The sequence below is a fragment of the Leeia aquatica genome (genome assembly GCF_012641365.1).
GTDB classification, from domain to species: Bacteria; Pseudomonadota; Gammaproteobacteria; order Burkholderiales; family Leeiaceae; genus Leeia; species Leeia aquatica.
On sequence record NZ_JABAIM010000001.1, the window covers coordinates 1192294 to 1216784 of the forward strand.

23 protein-coding genes are annotated in these 24491 nt (G+C 61.2%); 11 read left to right on the forward strand and 12 right to left on the reverse strand.

Annotated features, from left to right (window positions below):
- Nucleotides 1-163: 163 nt before the first annotated feature.
- The 4 genes from HF682_RS06145 to HF682_RS06160 all read left to right on the forward strand — a co-directional run bounded on the left by HF682_RS06145 (nucleotide 164) and on the right by HF682_RS06160 (nucleotide 3938).
- Complete coding sequence (locus tag HF682_RS06145) at nucleotides 164-1081, forward strand: LysR family transcriptional regulator (protein ID WP_168876327.1); 918 nt, start codon at nucleotides 164-166, stop codon at nucleotides 1079-1081.
- Nucleotides 1082-1199: 118 nt separating this feature from the next.
- Nucleotides 1200-2819: a methyl-accepting chemotaxis protein gene (locus tag HF682_RS06150; RefSeq protein ID WP_168876328.1), complete on the forward strand. Its 1620-nt coding sequence runs from the start codon at nucleotides 1200-1202 to the stop codon at nucleotides 2817-2819.
- A 54-nt stretch (nucleotides 2820-2873) separates the two neighbouring features.
- A complete protein-coding gene (locus HF682_RS06155; protein ID WP_168876329.1) occupies nucleotides 2874-3374 on the forward strand; it encodes a dihydrofolate reductase in 501 nt (166 codons plus the stop codon).
- Nucleotides 3375-3377: 3 nt separating this feature from the next.
- Entirely contained in the window at nucleotides 3378-3938 is a 561-nt protein-coding gene (locus tag HF682_RS06160; protein ID WP_168876330.1) for a hypothetical protein, read from the forward strand.
- Here HF682_RS06160 and HF682_RS17790 read toward each other — a convergent pair.
- Together HF682_RS17790 and HF682_RS06170 are read right to left on the reverse strand one after the other, a co-directional pair.
- On the reverse strand, nucleotides 3903-4613 hold the full coding sequence (locus tag HF682_RS17790; RefSeq protein ID WP_168876331.1) for a phosphatase PAP2 family protein: 711 nt from the start codon (nucleotides 4611-4613) through the stop codon (nucleotides 3903-3905). The genes HF682_RS06160 and HF682_RS17790 overlap by 36 nt on opposite strands.
- The gene (locus HF682_RS06170) at nucleotides 4610-6550 is read right to left on the reverse strand and encodes an LTA synthase family protein (protein WP_168876332.1); all 1941 of its coding nucleotides are present in this window, start codon (nucleotides 6548-6550) and stop codon (nucleotides 4610-4612) included. Before HF682_RS06170 ends, HF682_RS17790 begins: the two co-directional genes overlap by 4 nt.
- 275 nt (nucleotides 6551-6825) lie before the next feature.
- Between HF682_RS06170 and HF682_RS06175 the strand changes: the two genes are divergently transcribed.
- Entirely contained in the window at nucleotides 6826-7227 is a 402-nt protein-coding gene (locus HF682_RS06175; protein ID WP_205881917.1) for a hypothetical protein, read from the forward strand.
- Here the strand turns inward: HF682_RS06175 and HF682_RS06180 are convergent.
- Complete coding sequence (locus tag HF682_RS06180) at nucleotides 7210-7638, reverse strand: hypothetical protein (RefSeq protein WP_168876333.1); 429 nt, start codon at nucleotides 7636-7638, stop codon at nucleotides 7210-7212. The two genes, HF682_RS06175 and HF682_RS06180, sit on opposite strands and share 18 nt — an antisense overlap.
- Nucleotides 7635-8267 carry a TetR/AcrR family transcriptional regulator gene (locus tag HF682_RS06185; RefSeq protein WP_168876334.1) on the reverse strand — a complete coding sequence of 211 codons (633 nt, stop codon included), beginning with the start codon at nucleotides 8265-8267 and terminating at the stop codon, nucleotides 7635-7637. Before HF682_RS06185 ends, HF682_RS06180 begins: the two co-directional genes overlap by 4 nt.
- A gap of 115 nt (nucleotides 8268-8382) precedes the next feature.
- Here HF682_RS06185 and mnmC point away from each other — a divergent pair, with 115 nt between their 5' ends.
- Nucleotides 8383-10353 carry a bifunctional tRNA (5-methylaminomethyl-2-thiouridine)(34)-methyltransferase MnmC2/FAD-dependent 5-carboxymethylaminomethyl-2-thiouridine(34) oxidoreductase MnmC1 gene (gene mnmC / locus HF682_RS06190; protein ID WP_168876335.1) on the forward strand — a complete coding sequence of 657 codons (1971 nt, stop codon included), beginning with the start codon at nucleotides 8383-8385 and terminating at the stop codon, nucleotides 10351-10353.
- Nucleotides 10354-10356: 3 nt separating this feature from the next.
- Complete coding sequence (locus HF682_RS06195; protein WP_168876336.1) at nucleotides 10357-10932, forward strand: GNAT family N-acetyltransferase; 576 nt, start codon at nucleotides 10357-10359, stop codon at nucleotides 10930-10932.
- A gap of 44 nt (nucleotides 10933-10976) precedes the next feature.
- Here HF682_RS06195 and HF682_RS06200 read toward each other — a convergent pair whose 3' ends face one another.
- The 5 genes from HF682_RS06200 to HF682_RS06220 all read right to left on the reverse strand — a co-directional run bounded on the left by HF682_RS06200 (nucleotide 10977) and on the right by HF682_RS06220 (nucleotide 15665).
- Nucleotides 10977-12248: an O-acetylhomoserine aminocarboxypropyltransferase/cysteine synthase family protein gene (locus HF682_RS06200; protein WP_168876337.1), complete on the reverse strand. Its 1272-nt coding sequence runs from the start codon at nucleotides 12246-12248 to the stop codon at nucleotides 10977-10979.
- A gap of 240 nt (nucleotides 12249-12488) precedes the next feature.
- Nucleotides 12489-12668, reverse strand: coding sequence for a hypothetical protein (locus HF682_RS06205; RefSeq protein WP_168876338.1), 180 nt, complete (start codon nucleotides 12666-12668; stop codon nucleotides 12489-12491).
- A 103-nt stretch (nucleotides 12669-12771) separates the two neighbouring features.
- Nucleotides 12772-13086 (reverse strand): metal-sensitive transcriptional regulator, encoded by a 315-nt coding sequence (locus tag HF682_RS06210; RefSeq protein ID WP_168876339.1) that lies wholly within the window; start codon nucleotides 13084-13086, stop codon nucleotides 12772-12774.
- Nucleotides 13073-13279, reverse strand: a complete 207-nt coding sequence (locus HF682_RS06215; RefSeq protein ID WP_168876340.1) for a heavy-metal-associated domain-containing protein — start codon at nucleotides 13277-13279, stop codon at nucleotides 13073-13075. Before HF682_RS06215 ends, HF682_RS06210 begins: the two co-directional genes overlap by 14 nt.
- A gap of 22 nt (nucleotides 13280-13301) precedes the next feature.
- Nucleotides 13302-15665, reverse strand: a complete 2364-nt coding sequence (locus HF682_RS06220) for a heavy metal translocating P-type ATPase (protein WP_168876341.1) — start codon at nucleotides 15663-15665, stop codon at nucleotides 13302-13304.
- 261 nt (nucleotides 15666-15926) lie between these two features.
- Here HF682_RS06220 and HF682_RS06225 point away from each other — a divergent pair, with 261 nt between their 5' ends.
- From HF682_RS06225 to HF682_RS06240, 4 genes are all read left to right on the forward strand, one after another.
- On the forward strand, nucleotides 15927-17849 hold the full coding sequence (locus HF682_RS06225) for a PrkA family serine protein kinase (RefSeq protein ID WP_168876342.1): 1923 nt from the start codon (nucleotides 15927-15929) through the stop codon (nucleotides 17847-17849).
- A gap of 72 nt (nucleotides 17850-17921) precedes the next feature.
- Nucleotides 17922-19208, forward strand: coding sequence for a YeaH/YhbH family protein (locus HF682_RS06230; RefSeq protein ID WP_168876343.1), 1287 nt, complete (start codon nucleotides 17922-17924; stop codon nucleotides 19206-19208).
- Nucleotides 19209-19220: 12 nt separating this feature from the next.
- Entirely contained in the window at nucleotides 19221-20726 is a 1506-nt protein-coding gene (locus HF682_RS06235; protein WP_168876344.1) for a SpoVR family protein, read from the forward strand.
- Between the two features lie 59 nt (nucleotides 20727-20785).
- Nucleotides 20786-21406, forward strand: a complete 621-nt coding sequence (locus HF682_RS06240; RefSeq protein WP_168876345.1) for a tetratricopeptide repeat protein — start codon at nucleotides 20786-20788, stop codon at nucleotides 21404-21406.
- 6 nt (nucleotides 21407-21412) lie between these two features.
- On the opposite strand, the gene HF682_RS06245 is transcribed toward HF682_RS06240, so the two are convergent.
- From HF682_RS06245 to HF682_RS06255, 3 genes are read right to left on the reverse strand one after another with little or no spacing between them, the layout of a single operon-like run.
- Entirely contained in the window at nucleotides 21413-22435 is a 1023-nt protein-coding gene (locus HF682_RS06245) for a TIGR01777 family oxidoreductase (protein ID WP_168876346.1), read from the reverse strand.
- A 46-nt stretch (nucleotides 22436-22481) separates the two neighbouring features.
- A complete protein-coding gene (locus tag HF682_RS06250) occupies nucleotides 22482-23762 on the reverse strand; it encodes a TRAP transporter large permease (RefSeq protein WP_168876347.1) in 1281 nt (426 codons plus the stop codon).
- Nucleotides 23759-24382, reverse strand: a complete 624-nt coding sequence (locus HF682_RS06255; protein ID WP_240947066.1) for a TRAP transporter small permease — start codon at nucleotides 24380-24382, stop codon at nucleotides 23759-23761. The genes HF682_RS06250 and HF682_RS06255 overlap by 4 nt, the downstream gene beginning before the upstream one ends.
- Between the last annotated feature and the right edge of the window lie 109 nt (nucleotides 24383-24491).

The following is a 24491-nucleotide window of genomic DNA, read 5'->3' on the forward strand; positions in this document are numbered from 1 at the left end:
CTCCCATTGTTCACTCATCAATCGGGATGCTGCACATACCGCACCCAATGCGGCAGGCAGTGGCAACGGCCCTCCGTTACCTGGTAGCCATGGTAAGCGCACGCCGTAAATTAGAAAAACGAATAATATTTGCTATAATCAATAAAAAATCTCATACAAAGACATGATCGACCACAAGCATTTGCGCCTGTTGCACGCACTGGCCCGCACCGGCACCTTGTCCGCCGCGGCCAAGACCTTGTTTCTGACCCAATCGGCCCTCTCGCACCAGATTCTGGCGCTGGAGGAGCATTACGGCCTCAAGCTGTTCGAGCGCAAGAGCCAGCCGATCAAGTTCACCCCAGCCGGGCTGCGCCTGCTGCAACTGGCGGAACAGGTACTGGACCTGACTCAGACCGCAGAACGGGATCTGGCCCGGCTGGCCAGTGGTGATGCCGGGGACTTGCGCATAGCGGTGGAGTGCCATACCTGTTTTGACTGGCTGATGCCCGCCATGGACCAGCTGCGCGAGCACTGGCCGGAAATCGAGCAAGACATCCTCTCGGGTTTCCACACCGACCCGGTCAACCTGCTGGTCGACGGCAAAGCCGATCTGGCGATTGTGACCGAAACCCCTGCCCGCCCCGGCATTCACTACCATCCCCTGTTCCGCTTCGAGATTGTCGGATTGGTGGGGCGGCGGCATGCGCTGGCGGGCACCGAGCGTTTGCAGGGCAGTGACTTCGCCGCGGATACCCTGATTACCTATGCGGTGCCGGAAGAACTGATCGACCTGATCCAGCAGGTACTGAAGCCCGCTGGTTTGCATGCGCAGCGCCGCACCACCGAATCCACAGTCGCCATCTTGCAACTGGTGGCCAGCCGACGCGGGCTGGCAGCGCTGCCCAACTGGAGCGTGCAGCCCTATGTGGACCGGGGTTATGTGCTGGCCAAGCGGATTGGCGAACATGGTCTCTGGCGTACCTTGTATGCCGCCACGTGGCATAGCTTTGGCGAACAGGCCTATGTCCAGGACTTCCTGCGCATCATCCGCGATCACAGCCTGAGCACCTTGCCCGGCATTGAGCTGGCGGAAGACTGAGCCCGGCGTGGCAAACCTGCGCTAACGATCAGGGTCAGCGCAGCTACCGGGCTGGACAATGGCAAGGGGTGTCCTATAGTCCAGATATATCGCTGCCACCTGCAGCCCTGGAGCCATCATGACCCTGACCCGCCGCCTGATGCTGACCCTGTCCACCGCCATTGCTGGCCTGTTGCTGGTGGGGGTCACCGGCCTCGTGCAGTCCTCGCGCATGCATGACGAAATCACCAATCTTGCTGATAACTATGTGCCCAGTATCGAGGCGGTGGCGGACATGGATCGGCAGGCGCTGCTAATCCGAACCTTTGTATTGCAGCATATCCTGAACCCGGATGCGGCCAAGATGGCTGCGCTGGATCAGGAGATCGCCAAGACGGACAAAGCGCTGGATGCCACCCTGGATTACTACCAGAAGAACCTCGCCTCTGACGACAAGGACCGACAGTTACTGGAGGCGGACCGCGCCCTGCTGGCGCAGTATCGTGAGAAACGACAGATTACGCTTGAATTGTCTCGCACCGGCAAGAAGGATGAAGCCCGTACCAATGCAGCCACGGTTGCCGGGCCCCGATTGCAGGCACTGATGGATGGCATCAAGGCGCATATTGCCTATATCCACGGCCAGACAGAACAAGCTCACGAAAATGCGAGCGCACGCTACCAGCAGGGTCGGCTGTGGTCCATCATCATCACCTTGCTGGCCCTTGGCTTGTCCACCGTGTTGGCGCTGTGGCTGATCAAGGCCATCCGAACGCCGCTGCAACAGCTAAAGGCAACCGTCAGCAAGGTCAGCCAGCAACTGGATTTCACCAGCCGGTCACAGGTACTGCACCAGGATGAAATCGGCGAAACCGTGACTGCGTTCAATACCCTGCTCGAACGTCTGCAAGCCAATCTGCAACAGCTCTATGGTGGGGCTGGAGAAGTCGCCGTTGCAGCCCAGCAGATGGCGCAAACAGCCAGCCAGTTGTCCCAGTCGGCCTCCAAGCAAAGCGAATCATCCGCAGCCGTCGCGGCAACTGTTGAGCAGATGACCGTCAGCATCAATCACATCGCCGAGCGTTCCAGTGATGCCCATCAACTGGCGCGAGACTCTGGTCAGCTGGCGCGCGAAGGCTCCAGCATCATCGGCCAGACCATTACCGACATTCGCAGCGTCAGCCAGACGGTCAGCCAAGTGGCAGGCAGCATCCGCGAACTGGAGGCACATAGCCAGCAGATCGGCTCGGTGCTGGCGGTCATCAAGGAGGTGGCGGACCAGACCAATCTGCTGGCACTCAATGCCGCCATCGAAGCCGCACGTGCAGGCGAACAAGGACGTGGCTTTGCCGTGGTGGCCGATGAGGTGCGCAAACTGGCGGAGCGTACCTCGGCCAGCACCCAGGAGATTGCCGCCACCATCGCCGCCATGCGCCAGCAAAGCCAGCAGGCGGCGGACCGGATGCAGGAAGCTGAATCACTGGTGTCACAAAGTGTAAGCCGTGCGGACCACGCGGATCAAGCCATGGCCCGCATCGGAGAAGCCGCACACCGCACCGAAGGCATGGTCAGCGACATTGCCAGCGCCATCCAGCAGCAAAGCGCTGCCAGCAGCAGCATGGCCGCCAATGTCGAGCAGATCGCGCAGATGACGGAAGAAGCCAGCGTAGCCGCCCAGGAGTCTTCTGGCAGCGCCACACACCTGCAGCAACTCTCCCGGCAACAGCAAGGCATCCTGGAGGCGTACCGGCTGGCTTGAGGGCCTGCCCTGATTCCAGTAAGCTGCCGCGGTTGATTGCTGGATGGAGAAGTCATGGCGCGCCCTGCCGAGCTGGTATTGATTGCTGCTGTCGCCCGTAACCGGGTGATCGGGCTGGATAACAAGATGCCATGGCACTTGCCGGAAGATTTGCGCTACTTCAAGGCCCAGACCGAAGGCCATACGGTGCTGATGGGGCGCAAAACCTTTGAATCACTGGGCCGCCCCTTGCCCAAACGACGCAACATCGTCATCACCCGGCAGTCAGACTGGCAGGCTGAAGGCGTGGAGGTGGCGCACAGCCTGCATGAAGCCTATGCGGCCTGCGCGACGGAGGGGCGGGTGTTCGTCATCGGTGGTGCGGAGTTGTACCGGCAGGCACTGCCAGATGCCGATACCCTGCTGCTAACCGAGATGGATATTACCCCTGAGGGCGACACCTTTTTCCCCGAATTTGATGCGGCGCAGTTTCGGGAAGCAGCGCGTGATCCCCACCAAAGTGCGCAAGGCATGCACTATGCCTTTGTGCGCTACAGCCGCCAGCAGCCGGAATAAGCCATGAATGGGGAGCGCGCACCGTTTTTTGCGGTGTCTACCTACAAGCTGCTGTGCATGACGATAGGCAGCCTGGGCTTCTACATCCCCTTCTGGTTTTACATGCACTGGTCCCGCATTGAGGAACGCGAGCATCGCTCGCTGCTGCCGCTGCTGCGCGCCATTTTTGCGATCCCGTTTGTCTACTTTCTGTTTCGGCGCTTTGCTGACGCTCAACGCGAACACCATGCGGGCGAGCCACTGGCGGCCGGGCTGTGGGCCATCGTCCTGATTGTGCTCAACCTGCTGGCCAGTACTCTGATGATGCAGGCCGGAGCCTGGCCACTGCTGGGCATCCTGCTCTCCCTATTGGAAGTGGTACCCTTGCTGGTGGCCCAGGCCGCCATCAACCAGCACAATCAGCTGCTGGTACCGGGGCACGACCGCAACGACCGCCTGACACCGGCCAATCGCCTGGTCTTGCTCATCGGAGGAGTGTTCTGGCTAATGATGGCCTGGTCCCTGCTCAGCGGCCAGCTACCGGTCAGCTCACTCGGGCAAAGTGGCTTCGCTGGCCTGAAGTGAAACCGCCTTGCGCCCATAGCACAGGGCATGCAGCGCCACGATGACCGCCCAGCACACCCAGGCCGACCACAGGTTGTGCGAAAGAAAATGCGCGCCACGTGCCACCTGGCTCCATCCCATCAGCAGGCCCAGCAACAGCGCGCCGCTCCATAACAGGGCAGCACGACGGCTTGAATGCTGCCGCCCCCAGAACCAGAACACCAAGAGCCCAAAGCCACCGGACGCATGGCCACCCGGGAAGCAGTGCCCGGGCTTGAGTCCCGCCGGCAAGCTTTGCCACAGCGGCAGATGAGGCAGGCTGCCGCCATACTCCAGCGTACCCCACGGGCAAGGCCGGTCGCTGATGGCTTTCAGCAGGCTGACCACCGTGGGGGCCAGCAGCATGCCCGCCACCAGAAACAGGTAAAAACGACGCTCACTCCCGCGGGTGCGCCACGCTTGCACACCCAGGCCAACGGCCAAGGTCAGCAGCGCGTACTTCACCCATTTGTGTACCACGGTTTCCAGAAACCAGGCATTCTGCAGCGGGAACGTCCGGCTGGCGGCATCGTAGAACGCATTGCTGATCCAGTAGTCCAGCCGGGTCAGCTCAAACAGCAGCAACAGCAGACAGGCGCTCGCCAGCAGCCATAGGCTCTGGCGACGATAAAAACCGACAGCGGGTTGGGTGATCACGGTAACGGTGGCAGGCGCGAAGTCTTGTTTCGAAACAGGTAGGACGCCCCCTGATACCAGGCGATGGCGTCATCCCGCAGCGCTGGATCATCCGGCAAGCCTACTGCACTGCCATCACTGAAGTTGGGCAGCACGGTTTTGACCTGCTTGCGTGGCGACAGGATAGCCAGTTTGCCATCCTTGAGGTAACCAATATCCTGGTAGGTGGCGATGAAAATCCGCTCCCGGCCCGGCTCCAGCGTGGCGATATCGTAACCGAAGAAGTGGCTGGTGTAACTGAAATTCAGCAAGCCCAGCAGGGTCGGTGCCAGATCCACCTGCGCCATCAGGCGTGGCATCACGCCGGGCTGGATCACCTTGGGGGCATACACCATCAGCGGAATATGGTAGCGATCCACTGGCAGATCGGTCTTGCCCGCGCTGGAAGCACAATGGTCGGCGGTGATCACAAACAAGGTGTTGTCGAACCAGGGCTTCTTCTGCGCCCGGCGAATGAAGTCGCCAATCGCCCAGTCGGTGTATTTGACGCCACCTTCGCGGCTCTTGCTGTCCGGGGGAATGTCGATACGCCCGGCCGGGTAGGTGAAGGGCCGGTGGTTACTGGTGGTCATGATGTGGCTGAAGAAAGGCTTGCCACCGGCGACGCTCTGGTCCATCTGCCGCAGCGCCAGGGTGAACAGGTCTTCGTCAGCCACCCCCCACACATTCTCAAAGTGAACGTCTTTGTCGCTCAGCGCAGTACGGTCCACCACCCGGTAGCTGTTGCTGCCAAAGAAGTGGTTCATATTGTCGAAGTAGCCATAGCCACCGTAAAGAAACTGACTGTCGTATCCCTTGCTGCGGAACACGTAACCCAGCGAGAACAGGTTTTCGTTATCCGGACGGCGAACAATGCTCTGGCCGGGGGTGGGTGGCAGCGCCAGCGACAAGGCTTCCAGACCACGCACGGTACGGGTACCAGACGCATAGAGGTTGGTATACATCAGGCTTTGCTTGGCCAGGGCATCCAGCTGCGGCGTAATGCCTTGCGTGTTGCCAAAGCTGGCCATGAAATCGGCGGACAAGCTCTCCACCGAGATCAACACCACATTCATCCGCTTTTCCGGACCGGGGTAGCGAACGGTACGCGCCAGCTGACGGGGATCTTCGCTGATGAAGGTGGATTCCGGGGTCTTCAGCAGGGTGCGCAGACGGCGCAGCACTTTTTCATCCGGCTCGCTGGCGTAGAAGGTGGCGTAATCCAGCTCATTATTGCGGTTGGCGGCAAAGAATTCATAAATGCCATTGCCAGACAACTGGTTGACCACGGTGTTGCTGCTCAAGTCTTTCTGCTTGTAATCCACCAGCCAGTAGGACAACACGGGTAACAGCAGCAGGAGCGCCGCCACACCCGTGCGGGCTTGCCAGCGGCTGGCTTGCTGCCAGGATGGCCGTAGTGCCGGGCGGCACAGCCAGATCAGCACCAGCGCCACCAGCAGCAGGCCGGACAGGATGGCGCCGACTGGATAAGATTCCTGGATATTGCGGACCACTTCCTGTGTATACAGCAGATAATCCACAGCGATGAAGTTGAACCGGGAGCCAAACTCGCCCCAGAACACCCACTCACCGGCTGCGGTGAACAACAGCAGGAACACCAGCCCGACAAAGCTGAGCTGCAGCCACCAGGTCTGAATGCGATGGCGATACCAGCGGTCCGGCATCAGCCACAGGTAGACCACCAGCGGAATCATGAAGTAACTGAGCGCCACCAGATCGAAAAACAGGCCTACCCCGAACACCCGCAGCAAGTTGAGCGGGCTCCAGTCCATATTGGCATGCGCCAGCACCAGCAGCGCAATGCGGGTCAGCAGGGACAAGCCCAGCAATAGCGCCGCCAGCACCACCAACGGGCCAAACCGGTTCGCCAGCAGGCGTGATTGCTTCTCTTTCAACATTATCAGGTCCTGTATCCGCCACCGTTCCCGGAGGGCCGGTCGCATCTTACGCCAACAGCTGGAGACTGTCTTGTTTAACGATATCAGTCTGGTGCGTATCCACTTTGACGCCCCCAGCTGCACGGGGTTCACGCCATCATGCCTGCGCGAGAGTGCACACCATAGCGAGAGTCGCTTATCCTGACCTTAAGCCGCAGCCCGACAGCAGGATCGACCAGCGGCCTCTCTTGGGCGAGCTGTGCCACAATACTTGGCAAGAACGGTAGCGGGGAGTCATGATGGCGGGATACAGCGGCAAACCTCTGATCGGCAAGCTGGGGCTAAAGGAAGGTCAGCAGATGGCCTTGCACCATGCGCCGGAATGCTTTGTTAACCTGCTGGCACCCTTTCCCGCTGCCGCTACACTGTACCCGCAGCGTCAGGCAGGGTGCGACCTGTTACTGGCTTTTTATATCCGCCAGGCGGATTTAAGCAGAGACTTTCCGGACCTGCTGACCGACCTGAGCCCTGGCGGCATGCTGTGGATTGCCTGGCCGAAGAAGGCCTCCGGTGTCGCCACCGACATTCGGGAAGATGGCGTACGGGCGGCCGGACTCCCGCACGGCTGGGTGGATGTCAAGGTTTGTGCCATTGACGAGACCTGGTCCGGCCTCAAGTTCCTACGCCGCAAGACCTGACGGGGCGCTTTTCAACACCTGATGGCGTGTGCCCTGCAACCAGCCATAACCCAGCAGCAGCACCGGCAGGAACAATATCCATTGCGGCATCAGCCACAACCCCGCCCAACCGGCCTGTCGCAAGGCAATCACCCAGAATACCAGGGTACCGGCAGCCCACCAGGCCAGCACCACTTGCACCCGGCCCCGCCGCTGCGGGTCGGCGGGGTGCCGGAGGCCAGACCACAATACCCAGGCGGAGGCCAGCAACATCACGCTCACCAGATGCCAGCAGGCATAGAGTATCAGTTGCAATTCCTGCGGCATGGGCACCTTCAGGAACGGGGTGACCACGTCCATACCACCGCCAACCAGATGCAGCCCGGCGGTAAAGGTTGCCATACTGGCGGCTGCCATACCCATCCACTTCATGATGTACTCCTTGAGGACAATAATCCGTTCAGCAGCAGGTCGATCATCTGACCGATACGCGCCTCGACCGCCTGCCAGGTCACCCAATCATCGTGACGCAGCGCCAACTCAAGTGACACCACGCCATGTATCCCCGCCCACAGGCTTTGCGTCGCCAGCTCCAGTGCCGGGGTGGCGTCGGCCGGGATGCCCTGGGCTTCTGCCAGCGCCAACCGCAAGGCGGCGTAGCCATCACGCCCCGGATTGTCCTTGCGCTCGGCAAACTGCTGCGAGGGTACGGGTAAGGGATGCATGAACATCAACTGATAGGCATGCGGATGATGCAGCCCGAAGCGGGCATAAACCCACAGCATCTCGCGCAGGCGCGCTACCGGGTCCGCCATCGGCAGCAAATCGGCCATCTCGGCAGACAGCGCGCTGAAATCGTCCAGCACCAGCCGGTACAGCAGCGCATCCTTGTCGGCAAAGTAGCTGTACACCGTGGCCGGGGCGTAACCAATCGCGGCCGCCAGTTTGCGCAGTGTCATGCCCTCCACCCCGTGTTCGACCAGCAACTGCCGGGCCGCCTGCATGATGGTGTGTTCCAGTGCCGTACGTTCAGCCGCACGGCGTTGTTGGCTCAGGCTCATGGAATCTTCAATAATTGAACAATGTTCAAACAATAAACATTGTTCAAACAAAAGACAAGGCTCGCCACTACCCTGCAACAGGGCTATCATCCCAAACCCTGCCGGGAAAGCCCCCATGAGTCGACCCCCACTTGAATGGCACGACGGCCAGCCCTATTCCAGCCAGTATGGCGACGTGTACTTCTCACGTGACAGCGGGCTGGACGAGACACGCCATGTGTTCCTGCAACATAACCAGTTAGCGGAGCGCTGGTCGCACCTGCCCTCAGGCGCTCACTTCGTGATCGGTGAAACCGGCTTTGGTACCGGCCTTAACCTGCTGGCGGCGTGGCAACTATGGCGGCAAGTCGCTCCGACTGATGCCCATCTGCACTTTGTCAGCGGCGAAGCGTGGCCGCTCAGCCTGGCGGAACTACAGCAGGCGCATGCGGCCTGGCCCGAGCTGGCCGAACTGGCAGCCACCTTGCACGCGGTGTGGCATGACCTCGCTCCCGGCTTCCACCGCCTGCATCTGGATGCCCACGTCAGCCTCACCCTGCTGATCGGCGACATCAACCAGACTTTGCCGGAGCTGGAAGCGCAAGTGGATGCCTGGTTTCTGGACGGCTTCTCCCCCGCACGTAACCCGGAGATGTGGAACCCGGCCCTCTATGCCCAGCTGGCCCGGCTGGCCGCGCCAGCGTGCACGCTGGCCACCTTTACCAGCGCGGGGCATGTCCGCCGGGGTTTGCAGGAGGCGGGCTTTGAAGTGGCACGGGCGCCGGGGCATGGCCGCAAGCGCGAGATGCTGGCCGGGCAGCGGCTGCAGCCCGGCAGCCAGCATGCCTTGCAGCACTATCGACCGGTATCCGGCACGCCCCGCGAGGCCATTGTGCTGGGTGGCGGCATGGCAGGCTGTGCGGCGGCCTGGAGCCTGGCGCGGCGCGGCTGGAGGGTGACCCTGCTGGAGCAGCACCCAGGCCTGGCGCAGGAAGCCTCCGGCAATGCCGCTGGCGTGCTGTATGCGCGACTGGCCCCCAAGATGGGGCCGCTGGCTCAGCTCATCCTGGCTGGGCTACAGTACAGCCAGCGCATCATGGCCCCCCTGCTGGGCTGGGATGGTGAGCGTGCCAGCCGCTGCGGTGTGCTGCAGCTGGCGTTTGATGTCGACGAAGCCGAGCGCATACAACAACTGGCAGCGCTGGACCTACCCACATCACTACTACAGCCCGTAGATGCCGCCACCGCCAGCACACTAGCCGGGGTGAGCATGTCACAAGGCGGGCTGTTTTTCCCGCAAGCCGGCTGGGTACATCCGCCTGCGCTGTGTCAGGCACTGACCACGCATCCGCTGATCAGCGTGCACTGCAGCCAGAGCATTACGCAGTTGCAACAACATGAGCAAGGCTGGCAGGTACACTCCGCCAGTGGCGAGCAGTGGCAGGCACCGGTATTGGTGCTGGCCAATGCCCACCACGCCCGGCAGTGGCAACCCTGCTTGCCGATCCGCACCCTGAAAGGGCAGGTCAGCTACCTGCCCGCGACCGTGGCCAGCCAGTCACTGCGTACCGTGGTGTGCGCCGAAGGCTATGTGGCACCGGCACGGCAAGGCCTGCATGCGCTAGGCGCCACCTTTGAGCCACATGCCAGCGATACCGCCGTCACCCACGCCGGACATCTGGATAATCTGCATACCCTGCGGCAACTGCACCCCGGCCTGCATGCGGCGCTGGATGGCCCGGGCTGGCAAGCGCGACTGGCGGGCGGGCAAAATCTAGCGGGGCTGGGTGGGCGCGCGGCGTTCCGCGCCGTGTGCCCGGACTACAGCCCACTGATTGGCCCGCTGGCGGATCTGGATGCCGTCATCACGCCACGTCGGCTGGGGCAACCCTTGCTGCAACCCGGCGAAGCCGCCCTGCCTGCCTTGCCTGGCCTGTTTGCCACGCTGGCGCACGGCACCCGTGGCCTGATCACCGCCCCGCTGGCCGGTGAAGTGCTGGCGGCATATCTGAATCACGAACCGTCACCGCTGCCGCGCGCGCAACGGTTAACAGTGCACCCGGCCCGCTTCCCGATTCCACCGCAACCGATCCGCAAGAAAGGATAGCTCATGCCCTCCCCTGACCACCCGGAATTGCATGGCAGCCGGATCAGCTTGCGTATTCCGAGGCCGAGTGATGCCGCAGCGGTGCTGGACTATTACCAACGCAACGCTGACTTTTTTCGTCGCTTTGATCCCCCATACCCGGAGGGTTTTTATACCCTGGCTTGGCACCAGCAGCGCATCGAGAAGGCCAACAAGGATGTGGCGGAGGATCGGGAATACCGCTTTGTACTGTTCAAGCCGGAACAGCCAGACCACATTATCGGCAATGCCAATCTGAGCGCCATCCAGCGCGGCCCTTTTCAGGCCTGTAACCTCGGCTACGGGCTGGATGAACAGGCCCAGGGGCAAGGGGTAATGACCGAGGCTTTGCGTCTGCTGATTGATCATGCGTTCAACGCACTAAAGCTGCACCGCATTCAGGCCAACCACTTGCCGGACAATCTGCGCAGTGCCGGTGTGCTGCAACGACTGGGATTTGTACGCGAAGGCTATGCCCCGGCCTACCTGTATATCAACGGGGCCTGGCGTGACCACGTGCTGAATGCGCTGAGCAATCCGCACGGGCCGGAGATGGGCTAGACAGAACACCGGCAGCACCCGCACGGGCGCTGCCGGGCAGAACATCAGGCTGCAGCCAGCGCCTGATCGAGGTCGGCCAGAATGTCGTCGATGTGCTCGATGCCGATCGACAGGCGCACCATGTCTTCGCTGACGCCCGCCTTCTTCAGTTCGTCCGGGTTCAGCTGGCGGTGAGTGGTGGAGGCCGGATGGCACGCCAGCGACTTGGCATCGCCAATATTCACCAGGCGGGTGATCAGCTGCAGCGCATCTTGGAAGCGGCCACCCGCCTCGCGCCCACCTTTCACGCCAAAGGTCAGCAGACCGGAAGCACGGCCACCGAAGTACTTGTCCACCAAGCCGCGCGACTCATGTCCGGCCAGCCCGGCGTAGTTGACCCACTCCACCTTGGCATGACCTTGCAGGAATTCGGCCACCTTGGTGGCGTTTTCAACATGGCGGTCCATGCGCAGGGCCAGGGTTTCAATACCTTGCAGAATGAGGAAGCTGTTGAACGGCGAAATGGCCGCACCCATATTGCGCAGCGGCACCACCCGGGCGCGGGCAATATAAGCCGCCGCGCCCAGCGCTTCGGTGTACACCACGCCGTGATAGGACACATCCGGTTCGTTCAGGCGGCGGAAGCGGGCCTTGTGTTCCGCCCAAGGGAACTTGCCGCTATCCACAATTGCGCCGCCAATGCTGGTGCCATGACCGCCCAGGTATTTGGTCAGCGAATGCACCACGATGTCGGCACCGTGCTCGAATGGCCGGGTCAGGTACGGCGTGGGCACCGTATTGTCCACGATCAGTGGCAAACCATTGGCGTGCGCCACCTGCGCAAAGGCACCAAAGTCCACCACATTGCCCAGCGGATTGCCGATCGACTCCACATACACTGCCTTGGTGCGCTCATCCACCAGCGCAGCAACCTGGCCCGGCTCGCGGTAATCGACAAAGCGTACCTCAATGCCATACTGCGGCAGGGTGTGGGCAAACAGGTTGTACGTCCCACCGTACAGGGTGCTGGTAGCAATAATGTTGTCGCCCGCTTCCGCAATGGTCTGGATCGCGTAGGTGATGGCCGCCTGCCCGGAAGCCAGCGCCAGCGCGCCGATGCCTCCCTCCAGCTCAGCCAGCCGCTGCTCCAGCACCGAGGTGGTCGGGTTCATGATGCGGGTGTAGATATTGCCCTGCACCTTGAGGTCGAACAGGTCTGCCCCGTGCTGGGTGCTGTCGAAGGCGTAGCTGGTGGTCTGGTAGATCGGTACGGCCACCGCGCGGGTGGTGGGATCGGGGCTGTAGCCACCGTGCACGGCCAGGGTTTCGAACTTCATGCGCACCTCTTTGCAATCGGGTTGGGAAGACAATCAGCACAATCTAGCACAGTGCCACCTCACCCCAAAGCAGGAAGATTCACTTGGTTATTCCGCAATGGTGCAAACGGGTCAGTTACCCGGAGGGGCCAGCCACAGCCGGAAATGAAAAGAGCGAGCCTTGGCTCGCTCTTTGACCGACCTCAGGTCGGCTGGCCCATGCCGGGCCTTTGCACCGGAAGATCCGGTCTTGGTGTGAAATCAGTGCAGATCGCTCACCCGACGCCCACGTGACTGCCGACGCTCATTGCCATTGAGTAGCAGGTTGGCAAGCTGCCAGTCACGATCCTCAGCCTGCGGGATTTGCCGACGTTCACTGTGGCGGCGATCTTCCAGAATGGCTGCCTGGATACCTTCATCAACTGCATGCTGTTCGGTCAAATTTGTCCTCCACGGCAGTGACTTGGGATCATTTATACGCCCATGCCCCCACCCTGCCAAGCACCGTTTGTCAGCTGAGCAGCCAGTCAATTGTCATGAAGGATCAGCGGCTGAAGCGCCCCACCACATGCAGCAATTCCTCAATGGCCCGCTCGCCGTCGCCGCTCTGCAAGGCATGCCGGACGCAGCCACGGGTGTGGTCTTCCAGCAGTTGCAGTGCTACCGCGTCGAGCGCTGAGCGGATGGCGCTGATCTGTGTGAGGATGTCGATGCAGTAGCGATCGCCTTCCACCATGCCGGCCACGCCCCGCACCTGCCCCTCTACCCGGCGCAGGCGACGCAGCAGCGCGTCCTTATGCGGCTGTACCGTCTGGCGGTCGTCCGGTGAGCAATGGGCGTGGTCGTCAGCGGACGTCATAACCGGCTTCCTCAATCGCTTTGACCAGCTGTGGCCGCCCGGTCTGGGCCGGGTCAAACTGTATTTCGGCCTGCTGCGGGCTGAGGCTGACCGTGGCCGACTGCACGCCCGCCTGGCTGCTCAGTATCTTTTGCACGCTGGCCACGCAGCCGCCGCAACTCATGCCATCCAGTTCCAGAATCAGGGTTTCCATGACATACCTTTTCGATGAGCGGTCACAGCGGGGGACGCCAGCGCTTGAGCAGCAAGGCATTGCTGACCACAGACACCGAACTGAGCGCCATGGCCGCCCCGGCTATGACCGGATTGAGCTGGCCCAGTATGGCCAGCGGAATACCCAGTGCGTTGTAGCACAGGGCAAAAAACAGGTTCTGCCGGATTTTGCGCCCGGTTGCCCGTGAAAGGTCAATCGCTGCGACCACATCGGTCAAGCGGCCATGCAGCAGGGTAACATCGGCCTGGGCGCGCGCCACGTCCGAACCTGAGGCGACGGCCAGCCCCACATCGGCCACCGTCAGCGCGGGCGCATCGTTGATGCCATCGCCCACCATGGCGACCGGCCCCATGGCTTTCAACTGTTGAATACGCTCGGCCTTGCCCTGGGGCGACAAACCCGCGTTCACCGCCTCCAGCCCAAGCTGGCGCGCTACCGCCTCCGCCGTACGCGGCTGGTCGCCGGTCAGCATATGTGGGGTGATGCCCTCGGTACGCAACCAGTGCAAGGCCTCGCGTCCGCCTGGTCGTAATGGATCGGCCAGCGCCAGTGCGCCCAGCGGGGTTTCCCCTTCGGCCAGCACCACCACCGTAGCCCCCTCCTCCTGCCAGGAAGCTACCTGTCCTGCCGCGGCTTCCGGCAGTGTCACCCTGGCAGCGGCCAAGAGCTGCAAGGTCCGCCATTGCCCCTCGACTTCAAGCTCGGCACGGACCCCTTCCCCGACCACTTGCTGAAACGCACGTAACGGCAAGCTTTCCGCTGCGCCAGCGGCCCGGCAGATGGCTGCCGCCAGCGGATGGTTAGCCTCGCGCTCCAGGCAAGCACTCCAGCGCAAAATCGTCTCGGCGCTGAGCCCAGCTTGCCAGCTGACCCTGCCATGCAGCACCGGATGGCCCTCGGTCAGCGTACCGGTCTTGTCCAGCGCCAGCTGGCGGGTGCGTGCCAGCCGCTCCAGCCCGGCAGCATGACGGAACAGGATGCCGTGACGCGCGCCTTGGCCGACCCCGACCATGATCACCGTCGGGGTTGCCAGCCCCAGCGCACAGGGGCAGGCGATCACCAGCACCGCAATCGCCGGGGGGATGGCTTGCGACAAGCTGCCACCACAGGCCCACCAGCCCAGCAAGGTCAGTATTGCCAAACCCAGCACGGCTGGCACAAACCAGGCCGCGACCTGATCGGCAAAGCGCTGGATCGGTGCGCGCGACGACTGTGCTTCCTGCACCAGACGGATGATCTGTCCCAATTGGGTCGCCTCACCCACTGCGCTCGCCTCACAGACCAGACGCCCGGCCTGCAGCACCGTCCCGGCAAACACCGTGGCCCCTGCCTGCTTGCCCACGGGCAGACTCTCGCCGGTCAGCATGGCCTCGTCCAGTATGCCCTCGCCCTCTCTCACTTGGCCATCCACCGGTACCGCATCGCCAACCCGAAGCAGGAAGCGGTCACCGGTCTGCAGCTGACGGGTGGGTACGGACAGCCAGTCCTGCGCATCATCTGACCAGCGCAGGGCCTGCTGGGGGCGCAGCTGTGCCAATGCCATCAGTGCCGCCTGGGTTTGCCGCCGCGCCCGGCCTTCCAGTGCCTTGCCCAGCATGACCAGCGTCAAGATGGCACTGCTGGCCTCAAAATACAGATGGGGCGATCCTTCACCCAGCCACAGCCAGAGCGAGTAACCGTACGCCGCGCTGGTACCCAGCGCCACCAGCACGTCCATATTGGCCGCACCGGCCCTGACCGCCCGCCAGGCTGAGCGGTAAAAGGGTGCCCCCAGCCAGCATTGCAGCGGCGTGGCCAGCAGCCATTGCCATACCGGCGGCAGCATGCCGTGCATGCTGCCCAGCAACATGCTGACCATGCCGGGCAAGAAAGGGAGGGTCAGCAGTATGGCCAGCAACAGACGGCCATGCTGCTGCCAAAAGCCCGGCGCTGGAGCCTCGGTCTGCCCCTCGACGAGTGACGCGACAAAACCCGCCTTGCCCAGTGCTGCGACCAGGGTGGCCTCCTGCAACAGCCCCGGCAAAAAGCTGAGCTGCACAGTTTCATCGGCCAGATTCAGTTGCCAATGCTGCAGCGGCAGGCGCTGCAGCTGTTGCTGCAACGGGCCAGTTTGCCCGGCGGAGGCCAGCCCCGGCACCGACCAGACCTGTACATTAGGTCTAATCCCATACCCGGTATGGGTAATTTTTTCATACAGCGACGTCAGCGTGTGCTGCTGATCGTCAAACTGCAAACGGGCCGTTTCATTGGCGAAGCTGACCTCGGCCTCGACGCCGGGAATACGGGACAGCACCCGCTCAATACGGCTGGCACACGCGGCGCAGGTCATGCCGCTGATGGGGACATCAATGCTGTAGTGGCTCATGGACTTGCCTGCATGCAGGCTTCCAGCTGAAAGGTGTCCACATCATACACCGTTAGCGCAGCTTATTTCAAATACCCCAACGGGGTATATATTTATACGGTAATTTTCATGTTGCGCTTCGGGGGGTGTGCTATACCCAAAGTGAGCACAACGGAACCACGGCGCCCAAGGAAAGAAAAGAGGATGGCTCCGGGAATTCTGCCAACAGAATGACGCCTAAGTCTTTAGGGCTGCCCGCATACCGCACAAGGAGATTGGCGCATGGACATCTTCAGCAACTTTGCCAGCCGTTATGACCGTACCCGCGAGGAAGAATACTCGCTGGAAGAATACCTGCAACTCTGCAAGACCGACCCCATGGCCTATGCCACCGCATCCGAGCGGATGCTGAAAGCCATTGGCGAGCCGGAGCTACTCGACACTCGCAATGACCCGCGGCTGTCGCGCCTGTTCACCAACAAAACCATCAAGATCTACCCGGCTTTCGCTGAATTCTACGGCGCAGAAGAGGTGATCGAGCAAGTGGTGGCCTTCTTCCGCCACGCCGCGCAGGGGCTGGAAGAGCGCAAGCAGATTCTCTATCTGCTGGGCCCGGTGGGCGGTGGCAAGAGCTCAATTGCCGAAAAGCTGAAGCAGCTGATGGAAGTGGTGCCCTTCTATGCCATCAAGGATTCCCCAGTCAACGAATCGCCTCTCGGCCTGTTCAGCGCCACGGAAGACGGCAAGATTCTGGAGGACGACTACGGCATTCCGCGCCGCTATCTGAACAAGGTGCTCTCGCCGTGGGCGGTGAAACGGCTGGAGGAGTATGGCGGCGACATCCGTCAGTTCCGCGTGGTCAAGCGCTACCCCTCCGTGCTGCGGCAGATCGCAGTGAGCAAAACCGAGCCGGGTGATGAAAACAATCAGGACATCAGCGCCCTGGTCGGCAAGGTGGATATCCGCCAGCTGGAGCTGTATGCGCAGGATGACCCCGATGCCTACAGCTACTCCGGTGGTCTGTGTCTGGCCAACCAGGGGCTGCTGGAGTTCGTGGAAATGTTCAAGGCACCGATCAAGGTGCTGCACCCCTTGCTGACCGCCACCCAGGAGGGCAACTTCAAGGGCACGGAAGGCTTCGGTGCCATCCCCTTTGACGGCATCGTACTGGCGCACTCGAATGAATCCGAGTGGAAGATGTTCAAGAACAACAAGAACAACGAAGCCTTCCTCGACCGCATCTACATCGTCAAGGTGCCGTACTGCCTGCGGGTGGCAGATGAAGTGAAGATTTACGAAAAACTGGTGCGCACCTCTTCACTGTGCGAAGCCCCCTGCGCGCCTGGTACGCTGAAGATGATGGCCCAGTTCTCGGTGCTGACCCGACTGAAAGAGCCGGAAAACTCCAGCGTATACAGCAAGATGCAGGTCTACGATGGCGACAACCTGAAAGACACCGACCCCAAGGCCAAATCGATCCAGGAATACCGCGATTACGCGGGCGTGGACGAAGGCATGACCGGTATCTCGACCCGCTGGGCGTTCAAGGTGCTGTCCAAGGTGTTCAACTTCGACAATACCGAAGTGGCCGCCAACCCGGTGCACCTGCTCTATGTGCTGGAGCAGCAGATTGAGCGTGAGCAGTTCCAGCCGGAGCTGGAGCAGAAGTATCTGGCCTATGTGAAGGAATATCTGGCCTCCCGCTATGTCGAGTTCATCGGCAAAGAGATCCAGACCGCGTATCTGGAGAGCTACTCCGAATACGGCCAGAACATCTTTGACCGCTATGTGACCTTTGCCGATTACTGGATTCAGGACCAGGAATACCGTGATCCGGATACCGGCGAGAGCTTTGACCGTGCCTCGCTCAACAATGAACTGGAGAAGATCGAAAAACCCGCCGGCATCAGCAACCCCAAGGACTTCCGCAACGAGATCGTCAACTTCGTGCTGCGGGCGCGTGCCAGCAATGCGGGCAACAACCCGCTGTGGACCAGCTACGAAAAGCTGCGCATGGTGATCGAGAAGAAGATGTTCTCCAACACCGAGGAGCTGCTGCCGGTGATTTCCTTCAACGCCAAAGCCAGTGCCGAAGATCAGCGCAAGCATGAAAACTTCGTCAACCGCATGGTGGACAAGGGCTACACCCCGAAGCAGGTCCGGCTGCTGTGCGAGTGGTACCTGCGGGTACGCAAGTCGTCCTGAGGTCCGGCGCCGACGCGATGTCGGCCCCGCCCGGCCACGCCCGACGTGGCCGGGTACATGCGGGAGAAGCACATGTACCAGCTGATTGACCGGCGTCTCAATGGCAAGCACAAGAGTGCCATCAACCGGGAGCGCTTCCTGCGCCGCTACCGCAATCAGGTCAAACAGGCCGTGACCAAGGCGGTCAAGGGCCGCAGCATTACCGATATGGAAGGCGGCGAGCAGGTCTCCATCCCCTCGCGCGACATCAGCGAGCCGGTGTTCGGCCACGGCCAGGGTGGCGTATGGGAAGGAGTGCATCCCGGCAATGAGGAGTACAGCCGGGGTGACAAGATCAATCGGCCGCGCGGCGGCGGGGGAAGCGGCAGTGGCAGCGGCCAGGCCAGCAATGAGGGCGAAGGCGAAGATGATTTCGTGTTCCAGCTCTCCCGCGAGGAATTTCTGCAGTATTTCTTTGAAGACCTCGAGCTGCCCAATCTGGTGAAAACCTACCTCAGCGCGTCGCAGGAAATGAAAACCGTACGCGCCGGCTATACGGCTGAGGGCACGCCAAACAACATTCATGTGGTGCGCTCGCTGAAAGGCGCACTCGGCCGCCGCATTGCACTCTCCAAGCCATTGCAGACCCGTCTGAAGGGCATGGAAGATTATCTGGCGGGCCTGCTGGAAGAGGACAATGACGAAAAGGATCGCCGCGAGATCACCATGTTGCGGGACAAGATTCATGTGCTGAAGGGGCGCATCCTCGGCATCCCCTTCATTGACCCGTTTGACCTCAAGTACACCAACCGGGTGAAGCAACCCCGCCCGACCAATCAGGCGGTGATGTTTTGCCTGATGGATGTCTCCGGCTCCATGGATGAGTCACGCAAGGATATTGCCAAACGTTTCTTCATCCTGCTCTATCTCTTCCTCAACCGTGCCTACGAGAAGATCGAGGTGGTCTTCATCCGTCACCACACCCAGGCAACCGAAGTGGATGAGGAAGGTTTTTTCCACTCCCGCGAAAGTGGTGGCACGGTGGTGTCCAGCGCCCTGAAGCTGATGCTGGAAGTGATTGAAGCCCGCTACTCGCCCACCGAGTGGAACATCTATGGTGCACAGGCGTCCGACGGCGATAACTGGGACAACGATTCGCCGCTCTGCAAGTCCTTGCTGTCAGACAAGATCATGCCGCTGGTGCAGTACTTCGCCTATATCGAGATCACCGACGGCCCAGAGCAGAATCTGTGGCATGAATATGTCCATGTGAAGGAGTTCCATCGCTACTTTGCCATGCAGAAGATCCGCACCCCGGCGGACATCTACCCGGTGTTCCGCGAATTGTTCAAGAAACAGTCTCCCACCGCAGCAGCCTGACGGAGCATCGCCATGTCACGCCAGCCCCTGCCCGCCCCGTCCGAATGGACGTTTGAGCTGATCGAGCGCTACCACGAGGAAATTGCCCGCGTAGCCGCCGGATATAAACTGGACACCTATCCGAACCAGCTGGAAATCATCACCTCTGAGCAGATGATGGATGCCTACGCTTCTGTGGGCATGCCGGTGCTGTACCACCACTGGTCCTATGGCAAACACTTCCTGTCGACCGAGAAATCTTATCGTCGTGGCCAGATGGGGCTGGCGTACGAGATCGTCATCAACTCCAACCCCTGCATCTCCTACCTGATGGAGGAGAACACCATGCCGATGCAGGCACTGGTGATCGCCCATGCGGCTTATGGGCACAACTCCTTCTTCAAGGGTAATTACCTGTTCCGCACCTGGACCGATGCCTCTTCCATCATTGACTATCTGGTGTACGCACGGAATTACATTGCTGATTGCGAGCAGCGCCATGGTATCGACACCGTGGAAGACTTGCTGGACTCCTGCCATGCCCTGATGAACTACGGCGTCGATCGCTACAAACGGCCACAGCGACTGTCGCTCGCACAGGAGGCCGCACGCCGGCGTGACCGCGAGGATTACCTGCAATCGCAGGTGAATGAGCTGTGGCGTACCATGCCGCGCCAGGCCGTACATGAGCAAGACACCGAGCCACGTCGCTTTCCGGATGAACCACAGGAGAACCTGCTCTACTTCATCGAAAAGCATGCCCCGCTGCTGGAGCCCTGGCAGCGTGAGGTGGTGCGCATTGTGCGCAAGGTGGCGCAGTATTTTTACCCGCAGCGACAAACACAGGTGATGAACGAGGGCTGGGCCACCTTCTGGCATTACACCATCCTCAACACCCTGTTTGATGAGGGTCTGGTGACCGATGCTTTCATCATGGAATTCCTGCAATCCCACACCAATGTGGTGTACCAGCCCCCGGTGAGCAGCCGCTGGTACAGCGGGATCAACCCCTATGCACTGGGCTTCGCCATGTACCGCGATCTGCGGCGCATCTGCGAGAACCCGGATGACGAAGACCGTGAGTGGTTCCCCGATTTGGCAGGTAGCCCATGGCTGGAAACGCTGGACTTTGCCATGCGCAACTTCAAGGATGAGAGCTTTATCTCGCAATACTTGTCGCCACGTCTGATGCGGGAGCTACGGCTGTTCTGCGTGCTGGATGATGATAGTCGCGACAAACTGGAGGTCAGCGCCATCCATGATGACCAAGGGTACCGCCATATCCGGCAAACGCTATCCGAGCACTACAATCTGTCGCAGCGCGAACCCAACATCCAGGTGTGGAATGTCAATGTGCGTGGTGACCGCAGTCTGACCCTGCGCCACTTCCAGCACCAGCGCCGCCCGCTGAACGGCAATACCACCGAGGTGCTCAAGCATGTGGCACGCCTGTGGGGGTTCAATGTGCATCTGGAGAGTGTGGACAACGACGGCACCGTGACCCAGACTTGGGATTGCCTGCACGAAAAACGCGTCTGAGCTGACAGAAAAGCGCGCAGGTTACCGACCAAGCCAGCAAGCCCTGACTGGAGTACACCATGCGCCGATTCTTCCTGTTGCTGTTCTGCCTGCCTTGCCTGAGCTGGGCGGGCTCCGGCAATGATGCCTTTAACCATGGCCAGTCCAGGCTGGCCTTGCAGCGCTATCTGCAAGAGGCCAAGGCCGGCAACCCCACCTCCCAGTACAACTACGGCGCCATGCTGGTGAATGGCGATGGAACCCGAGCCAACCCGAAAACCGGCGGCCAGTGGATACGCAAGGCCGCTGAACAAGGGTTTGCCGAAGCCCAGTATCGACTGGGCTGGATGCTGGAGCGCGGGCTGGGCATGAAGAAAGACCTGCCGCAGGCCATCGACTGGTATCGCAAGGCGGCCGAGCAGAATCAGGTGGACGCCCAAATGGAACTGGCCAACCGTTACTTCAGTGGCGCGGCCTTGCCACGTGATGATGTGCAGGCGGCCCACTGGTATCGGGAAGCGGCACGGCGCGGCGACATTGCCGCCCAGTATGTGCTGGGCAGCCTGTACGAGAAAGGTTATGGGGTGGAGGTTGACCTGCAGGAAGCGCTGAACTGGTATCAGGAAGCCGCCAATCAGGGCGACATTGCCGCCGTCAGCAAGGTACGGGAGCTGAGCGAGCGCCTCAAACTGACCCGCTGACCTCCATCAGGGCTGCTGCGGCTCCTGGTCCCGCAGCAAATGCTCCAGTGCCGCCCGCAGTGCCGGATAACGGAAGCGGTATCCCATGCTTTGCATGCGCCGTGGCAGCACTCGCTGCCCGGTGAGCAGCAAATCGGCCATCTCGCCCAATGCCAGCTTCAGCGGCCAGGCCGGCAGCGGTAGCCAGGCAGGCCGCCCCAGTACTTGCCCGGCGGTGCGGGCGAACTCGGCATTGATCACCGGCTCCGGCGCGGTCAGATTGTAAGGCCCGCTGGCCTCGGGCGTGGCCAGCAGCGTCTCGACGATGCCCAGCCAGTCTTCCAGATGGATCCACGACAGCCACTGCCGGCCGCTGCCCGTGCGCCCGCCGATGCCGAAGTGGAATGGTTTCAGCATGGCCGGCAAGGCCCCTCCCGCATTGCCCAGCACCAGCCCGGTCCGCAGCAGCGCCAGGCGGACGCCCAAACGGGTAGCGGCCTCAGCACTACGCTCCCAGTCCTGGCACAGGGTAGACATGAAGATATCCTGCCCCTGCTGCTGCTCATCCAGTTCCTCATCACCATGCACACCGTAGAAACCGATGGCGGAACCGGACAGCAGGACTTCAGGGCGCTGCGTTCGGCGGGACAGCCAGGCCAGCAGGGTATCGGTCAGCGCTATCCGGCTGTCACGCAGCAGCTGTTGCCGGGCCGGACTCCAGCGGCCTCCGGCGATAGGCGCACCGGCCAGATTGATGATGCCATGCAAGGGTACCGTATCCGGCAGATCGTCCAGGGTGCGAAATACGGAGACCCGCCCCCCGAACAGCCGCTCGGTGCCTGCCGGGTTTCGACTCCAGACACTGACCTGTTGCTCGGCATCCAGCAGGCGATGCACCAGTGCTTGGCCAAGAAAACCCGACCCGCCGGTCAACAACCAATGGCGTGGCTGGGTGAAGAATTGTTGCCGACGCAGCTCCAGCGCATCGAACCGCCCACTGCCTGCCTGTTGATCCACCCTGCCCCCTGCCCAGAAACACACTGCCCCCATGATGACATCAAGGGGGCAGTGTGTACAACCGGCCAGACGGCGGCGACTACATGCCGAGCCAGTGCGGCAGGAACAACGACACCTGCGGTACATAGGTCACCAGCAGCAGGAAGCCGATCATGGTCAACAGCCACGGCAATACCGCGACCGTCAGCTCGGAAATACCCATGCGGGTAATGCCGGATGCCACGTAGAGGTTGAGCCCTACCGGCGGATGGCACATGCCCACCTCCATGTTCACCACGATCAGGATGCCGAAGTGCACCGGGTCAATGCCCAGTTTCATCGCCACCGGGAACAGGATGGGGGCAAAGATCAGCACGATGGAAGACGGCTCCATCAGGTTTCCGGCCAGCAACAGCAGCACGTTGACGAACAGCAGGAAAGCAATCGGGCCCAGCCCCTGTCCAATCAACCAGTTCGCCATGTTCTGCGGGATGTTTTCCGAGGTCATCAGGTAAGAGAACAGGGCTGCATTGGTGATGATGTAGAGCAACATGGCACTCATGCTGGCCGAATCCAGCAGTACCTTGAACACCCGGCGCAACGGCATGTCACGGTAAACGAAAACCGCGATCACAAAGGCGTACACCGCACTCATGGCCGCCGCTTCGGTGGGGGTGAACTTGCCGCTGTAAATGCCGCCCAGCACCACCACAATCAGCATCAAGCCCCAGATGCTCTTGTAAAAAGCCCGGCCACGCGCTGCCCAGCTGGCTTTGGGCAAGCGCGGGTAGTTGTTTTTCCAGGCCAGGTACCAGGTGGTCAAGCCCAACAAGAAGGCCAGCAACAACCCCGGCACCACGCCCGCCATGAACAGCTGGCCGACCGAGGTGTTGGTTGCCACCGAATACATCACCATCACGATGGACGGCGGGATCAGGATGCCGAGCGCACCGCTGGTGGTGATCACCCCGGCACCAAAGCGGCTGGGGAAGCCTTGCTTGACCATCGCCGGCAGGATGATGCTGCCAATCGCCACCACAGTGGCCGGGCTGGAGCCGGACACCGCTGCAAACAGCGCGCAGGCCATCACCCCGGCCAACCCCAGCCCGCCGTGCCAGTGCCCGACCATGCTGGAGGCAAAGTCGATCATGCGCTTGGCCACCCCGCCATGGGTGAGGAAATTTCCGGCCAGAATAAAGAAGGGGATCGCCATGATTTCGAACTTCTCGATCCCGGTAAACAGCTTTTGCGCCACCACGGTCACCGGCGCATCGGTAAAGGTGAAGAAGAAGGTCAGTACCGTGAGGCCAAGGGAGATGGAGATCGGCATGCCGGTCAGCATCAGCACGATCAGCAGGGTCAGAATGATCAGCGCACTCATGCTTGCGGTCCTTTGCGTTGATTCAGGTCTTGCGGGACCAGATTGGCGTCGTCCAGCACATCTTCCATGCCATCGACGTGGCTATGGTCATGCTTGGGCAAGGCACCGGTGCGGGCGAAGGACACCAGCACCTGCAGAAAACGGAAGCACATCAGTGCCGACCCCAGCGGGATGGCGAGATAGACAATCCATTGCGGCCATTCCAGCACTTCGGTGGTGGAGCCATACTCATGCACTTCGCGCACCAGACCATAGCCCATCCAGCCAATGGTGCCGGTAAACAAGGCACCGCAGGCCAGCCCAAACAGGATGAAGCCGTAGCGGTAGCGGTCGGACAAACGATTGATCAGCACATCGACACCCACATGGATGCCGGTACGCACGCCGTAAGCCGCGCCGAACTTGGCCATCCACACGAACATGTAGATGCACAGCTCCTGTGCCCAGCTGACATTGAGCTGAATCATGGCATCCTGAATGCCAAACGCGGTGATCCCGGACAGGTAGCGCTGCACTACCGCCATGAAGATCACCAGTGTGGCACCCGCCATCAGGAACGCAATCAGCGTTTCCTCCAGCCGGTCCAGCAGCCTGGACAACAGTTTAAAAAGGGGTTTCATGGATAGCCTCCAGCCTGTTTCAGGCGCAAACGAAGGGCATCCCCCCGGCCAAAGCCGGTTGGTGCATCATCAGACAGGGGAAAGGGGGCCGCCCTGTCGGACGGCCCGT

Coding starts and splice junctions, on each gene's coding strand:
- HF682_RS06145 (WP_168876327.1), top strand. CDS start 164: ATGATCGACCACAAGCATTTGCGCCTGTTGCACGCACTGGCCCGCACC.
- HF682_RS06150 (WP_168876328.1), top strand. CDS start 1,200: ATGACCCTGACCCGCCGCCTGATGCTGACCCTGTCCACCGCCATTGCT.
- HF682_RS06155 (WP_168876329.1), top strand. CDS start 2,874: ATGGCGCGCCCTGCCGAGCTGGTATTGATTGCTGCTGTCGCCCGTAAC.
- HF682_RS06160 (WP_168876330.1), top strand. CDS start 3,378: ATGAATGGGGAGCGCGCACCGTTTTTTGCGGTGTCTACCTACAAGCTG.
- HF682_RS06170 (WP_168876332.1), bottom strand. CDS start 6,550: ATGTTGAAAGAGAAGCAATCACGCCTGCTGGCGAACCGGTTTGGCCCG.
- HF682_RS06175 (WP_205881917.1), top strand. CDS start 6,826: ATGATGGCGGGATACAGCGGCAAACCTCTGATCGGCAAGCTGGGGCTA.
- HF682_RS06180 (WP_168876333.1), bottom strand. CDS start 7,638: ATGAAGTGGATGGGTATGGCAGCCGCCAGTATGGCAACCTTTACCGCC.
- HF682_RS06185 (WP_168876334.1), bottom strand. CDS start 8,267: ATGAGCCTGAGCCAACAACGCCGTGCGGCTGAACGTACGGCACTGGAA.
- mnmC (WP_168876335.1), top strand. CDS start 8,383: ATGAGTCGACCCCCACTTGAATGGCACGACGGCCAGCCCTATTCCAGC.
- HF682_RS06195 (WP_168876336.1), top strand. CDS start 10,357: ATGCCCTCCCCTGACCACCCGGAATTGCATGGCAGCCGGATCAGCTTG.
- HF682_RS06200 (WP_168876337.1), bottom strand. CDS start 12,248: ATGAAGTTCGAAACCCTGGCCGTGCACGGTGGCTACAGCCCCGATCCC.
- HF682_RS06210 (WP_168876339.1), bottom strand. CDS start 13,086: ATGACGTCCGCTGACGACCACGCCCATTGCTCACCGGACGACCGCCAG.
- HF682_RS06215 (WP_168876340.1), bottom strand. CDS start 13,279: ATGGAAACCCTGATTCTGGAACTGGATGGCATGAGTTGCGGCGGCTGC.
- HF682_RS06220 (WP_168876341.1), bottom strand. CDS start 15,665: ATGAGCCACTACAGCATTGATGTCCCCATCAGCGGCATGACCTGCGCC.
- HF682_RS06225 (WP_168876342.1), top strand. CDS start 15,927: ATGGACATCTTCAGCAACTTTGCCAGCCGTTATGACCGTACCCGCGAG.
- HF682_RS06230 (WP_168876343.1), top strand. CDS start 17,922: ATGTACCAGCTGATTGACCGGCGTCTCAATGGCAAGCACAAGAGTGCC.
- HF682_RS06235 (WP_168876344.1), top strand. CDS start 19,221: ATGTCACGCCAGCCCCTGCCCGCCCCGTCCGAATGGACGTTTGAGCTG.
- HF682_RS06240 (WP_168876345.1), top strand. CDS start 20,786: ATGCGCCGATTCTTCCTGTTGCTGTTCTGCCTGCCTTGCCTGAGCTGG.
- HF682_RS06245 (WP_168876346.1), bottom strand. CDS start 22,435: ATGGGGGCAGTGTGTTTCTGGGCAGGGGGCAGGGTGGATCAACAGGCA.
- HF682_RS06250 (WP_168876347.1), bottom strand. CDS start 23,762: ATGAGTGCGCTGATCATTCTGACCCTGCTGATCGTGCTGATGCTGACC.
- HF682_RS06255 (WP_240947066.1), bottom strand. CDS start 24,382: ATGAAACCCCTTTTTAAACTGTTGTCCAGGCTGCTGGACCGGCTGGAG.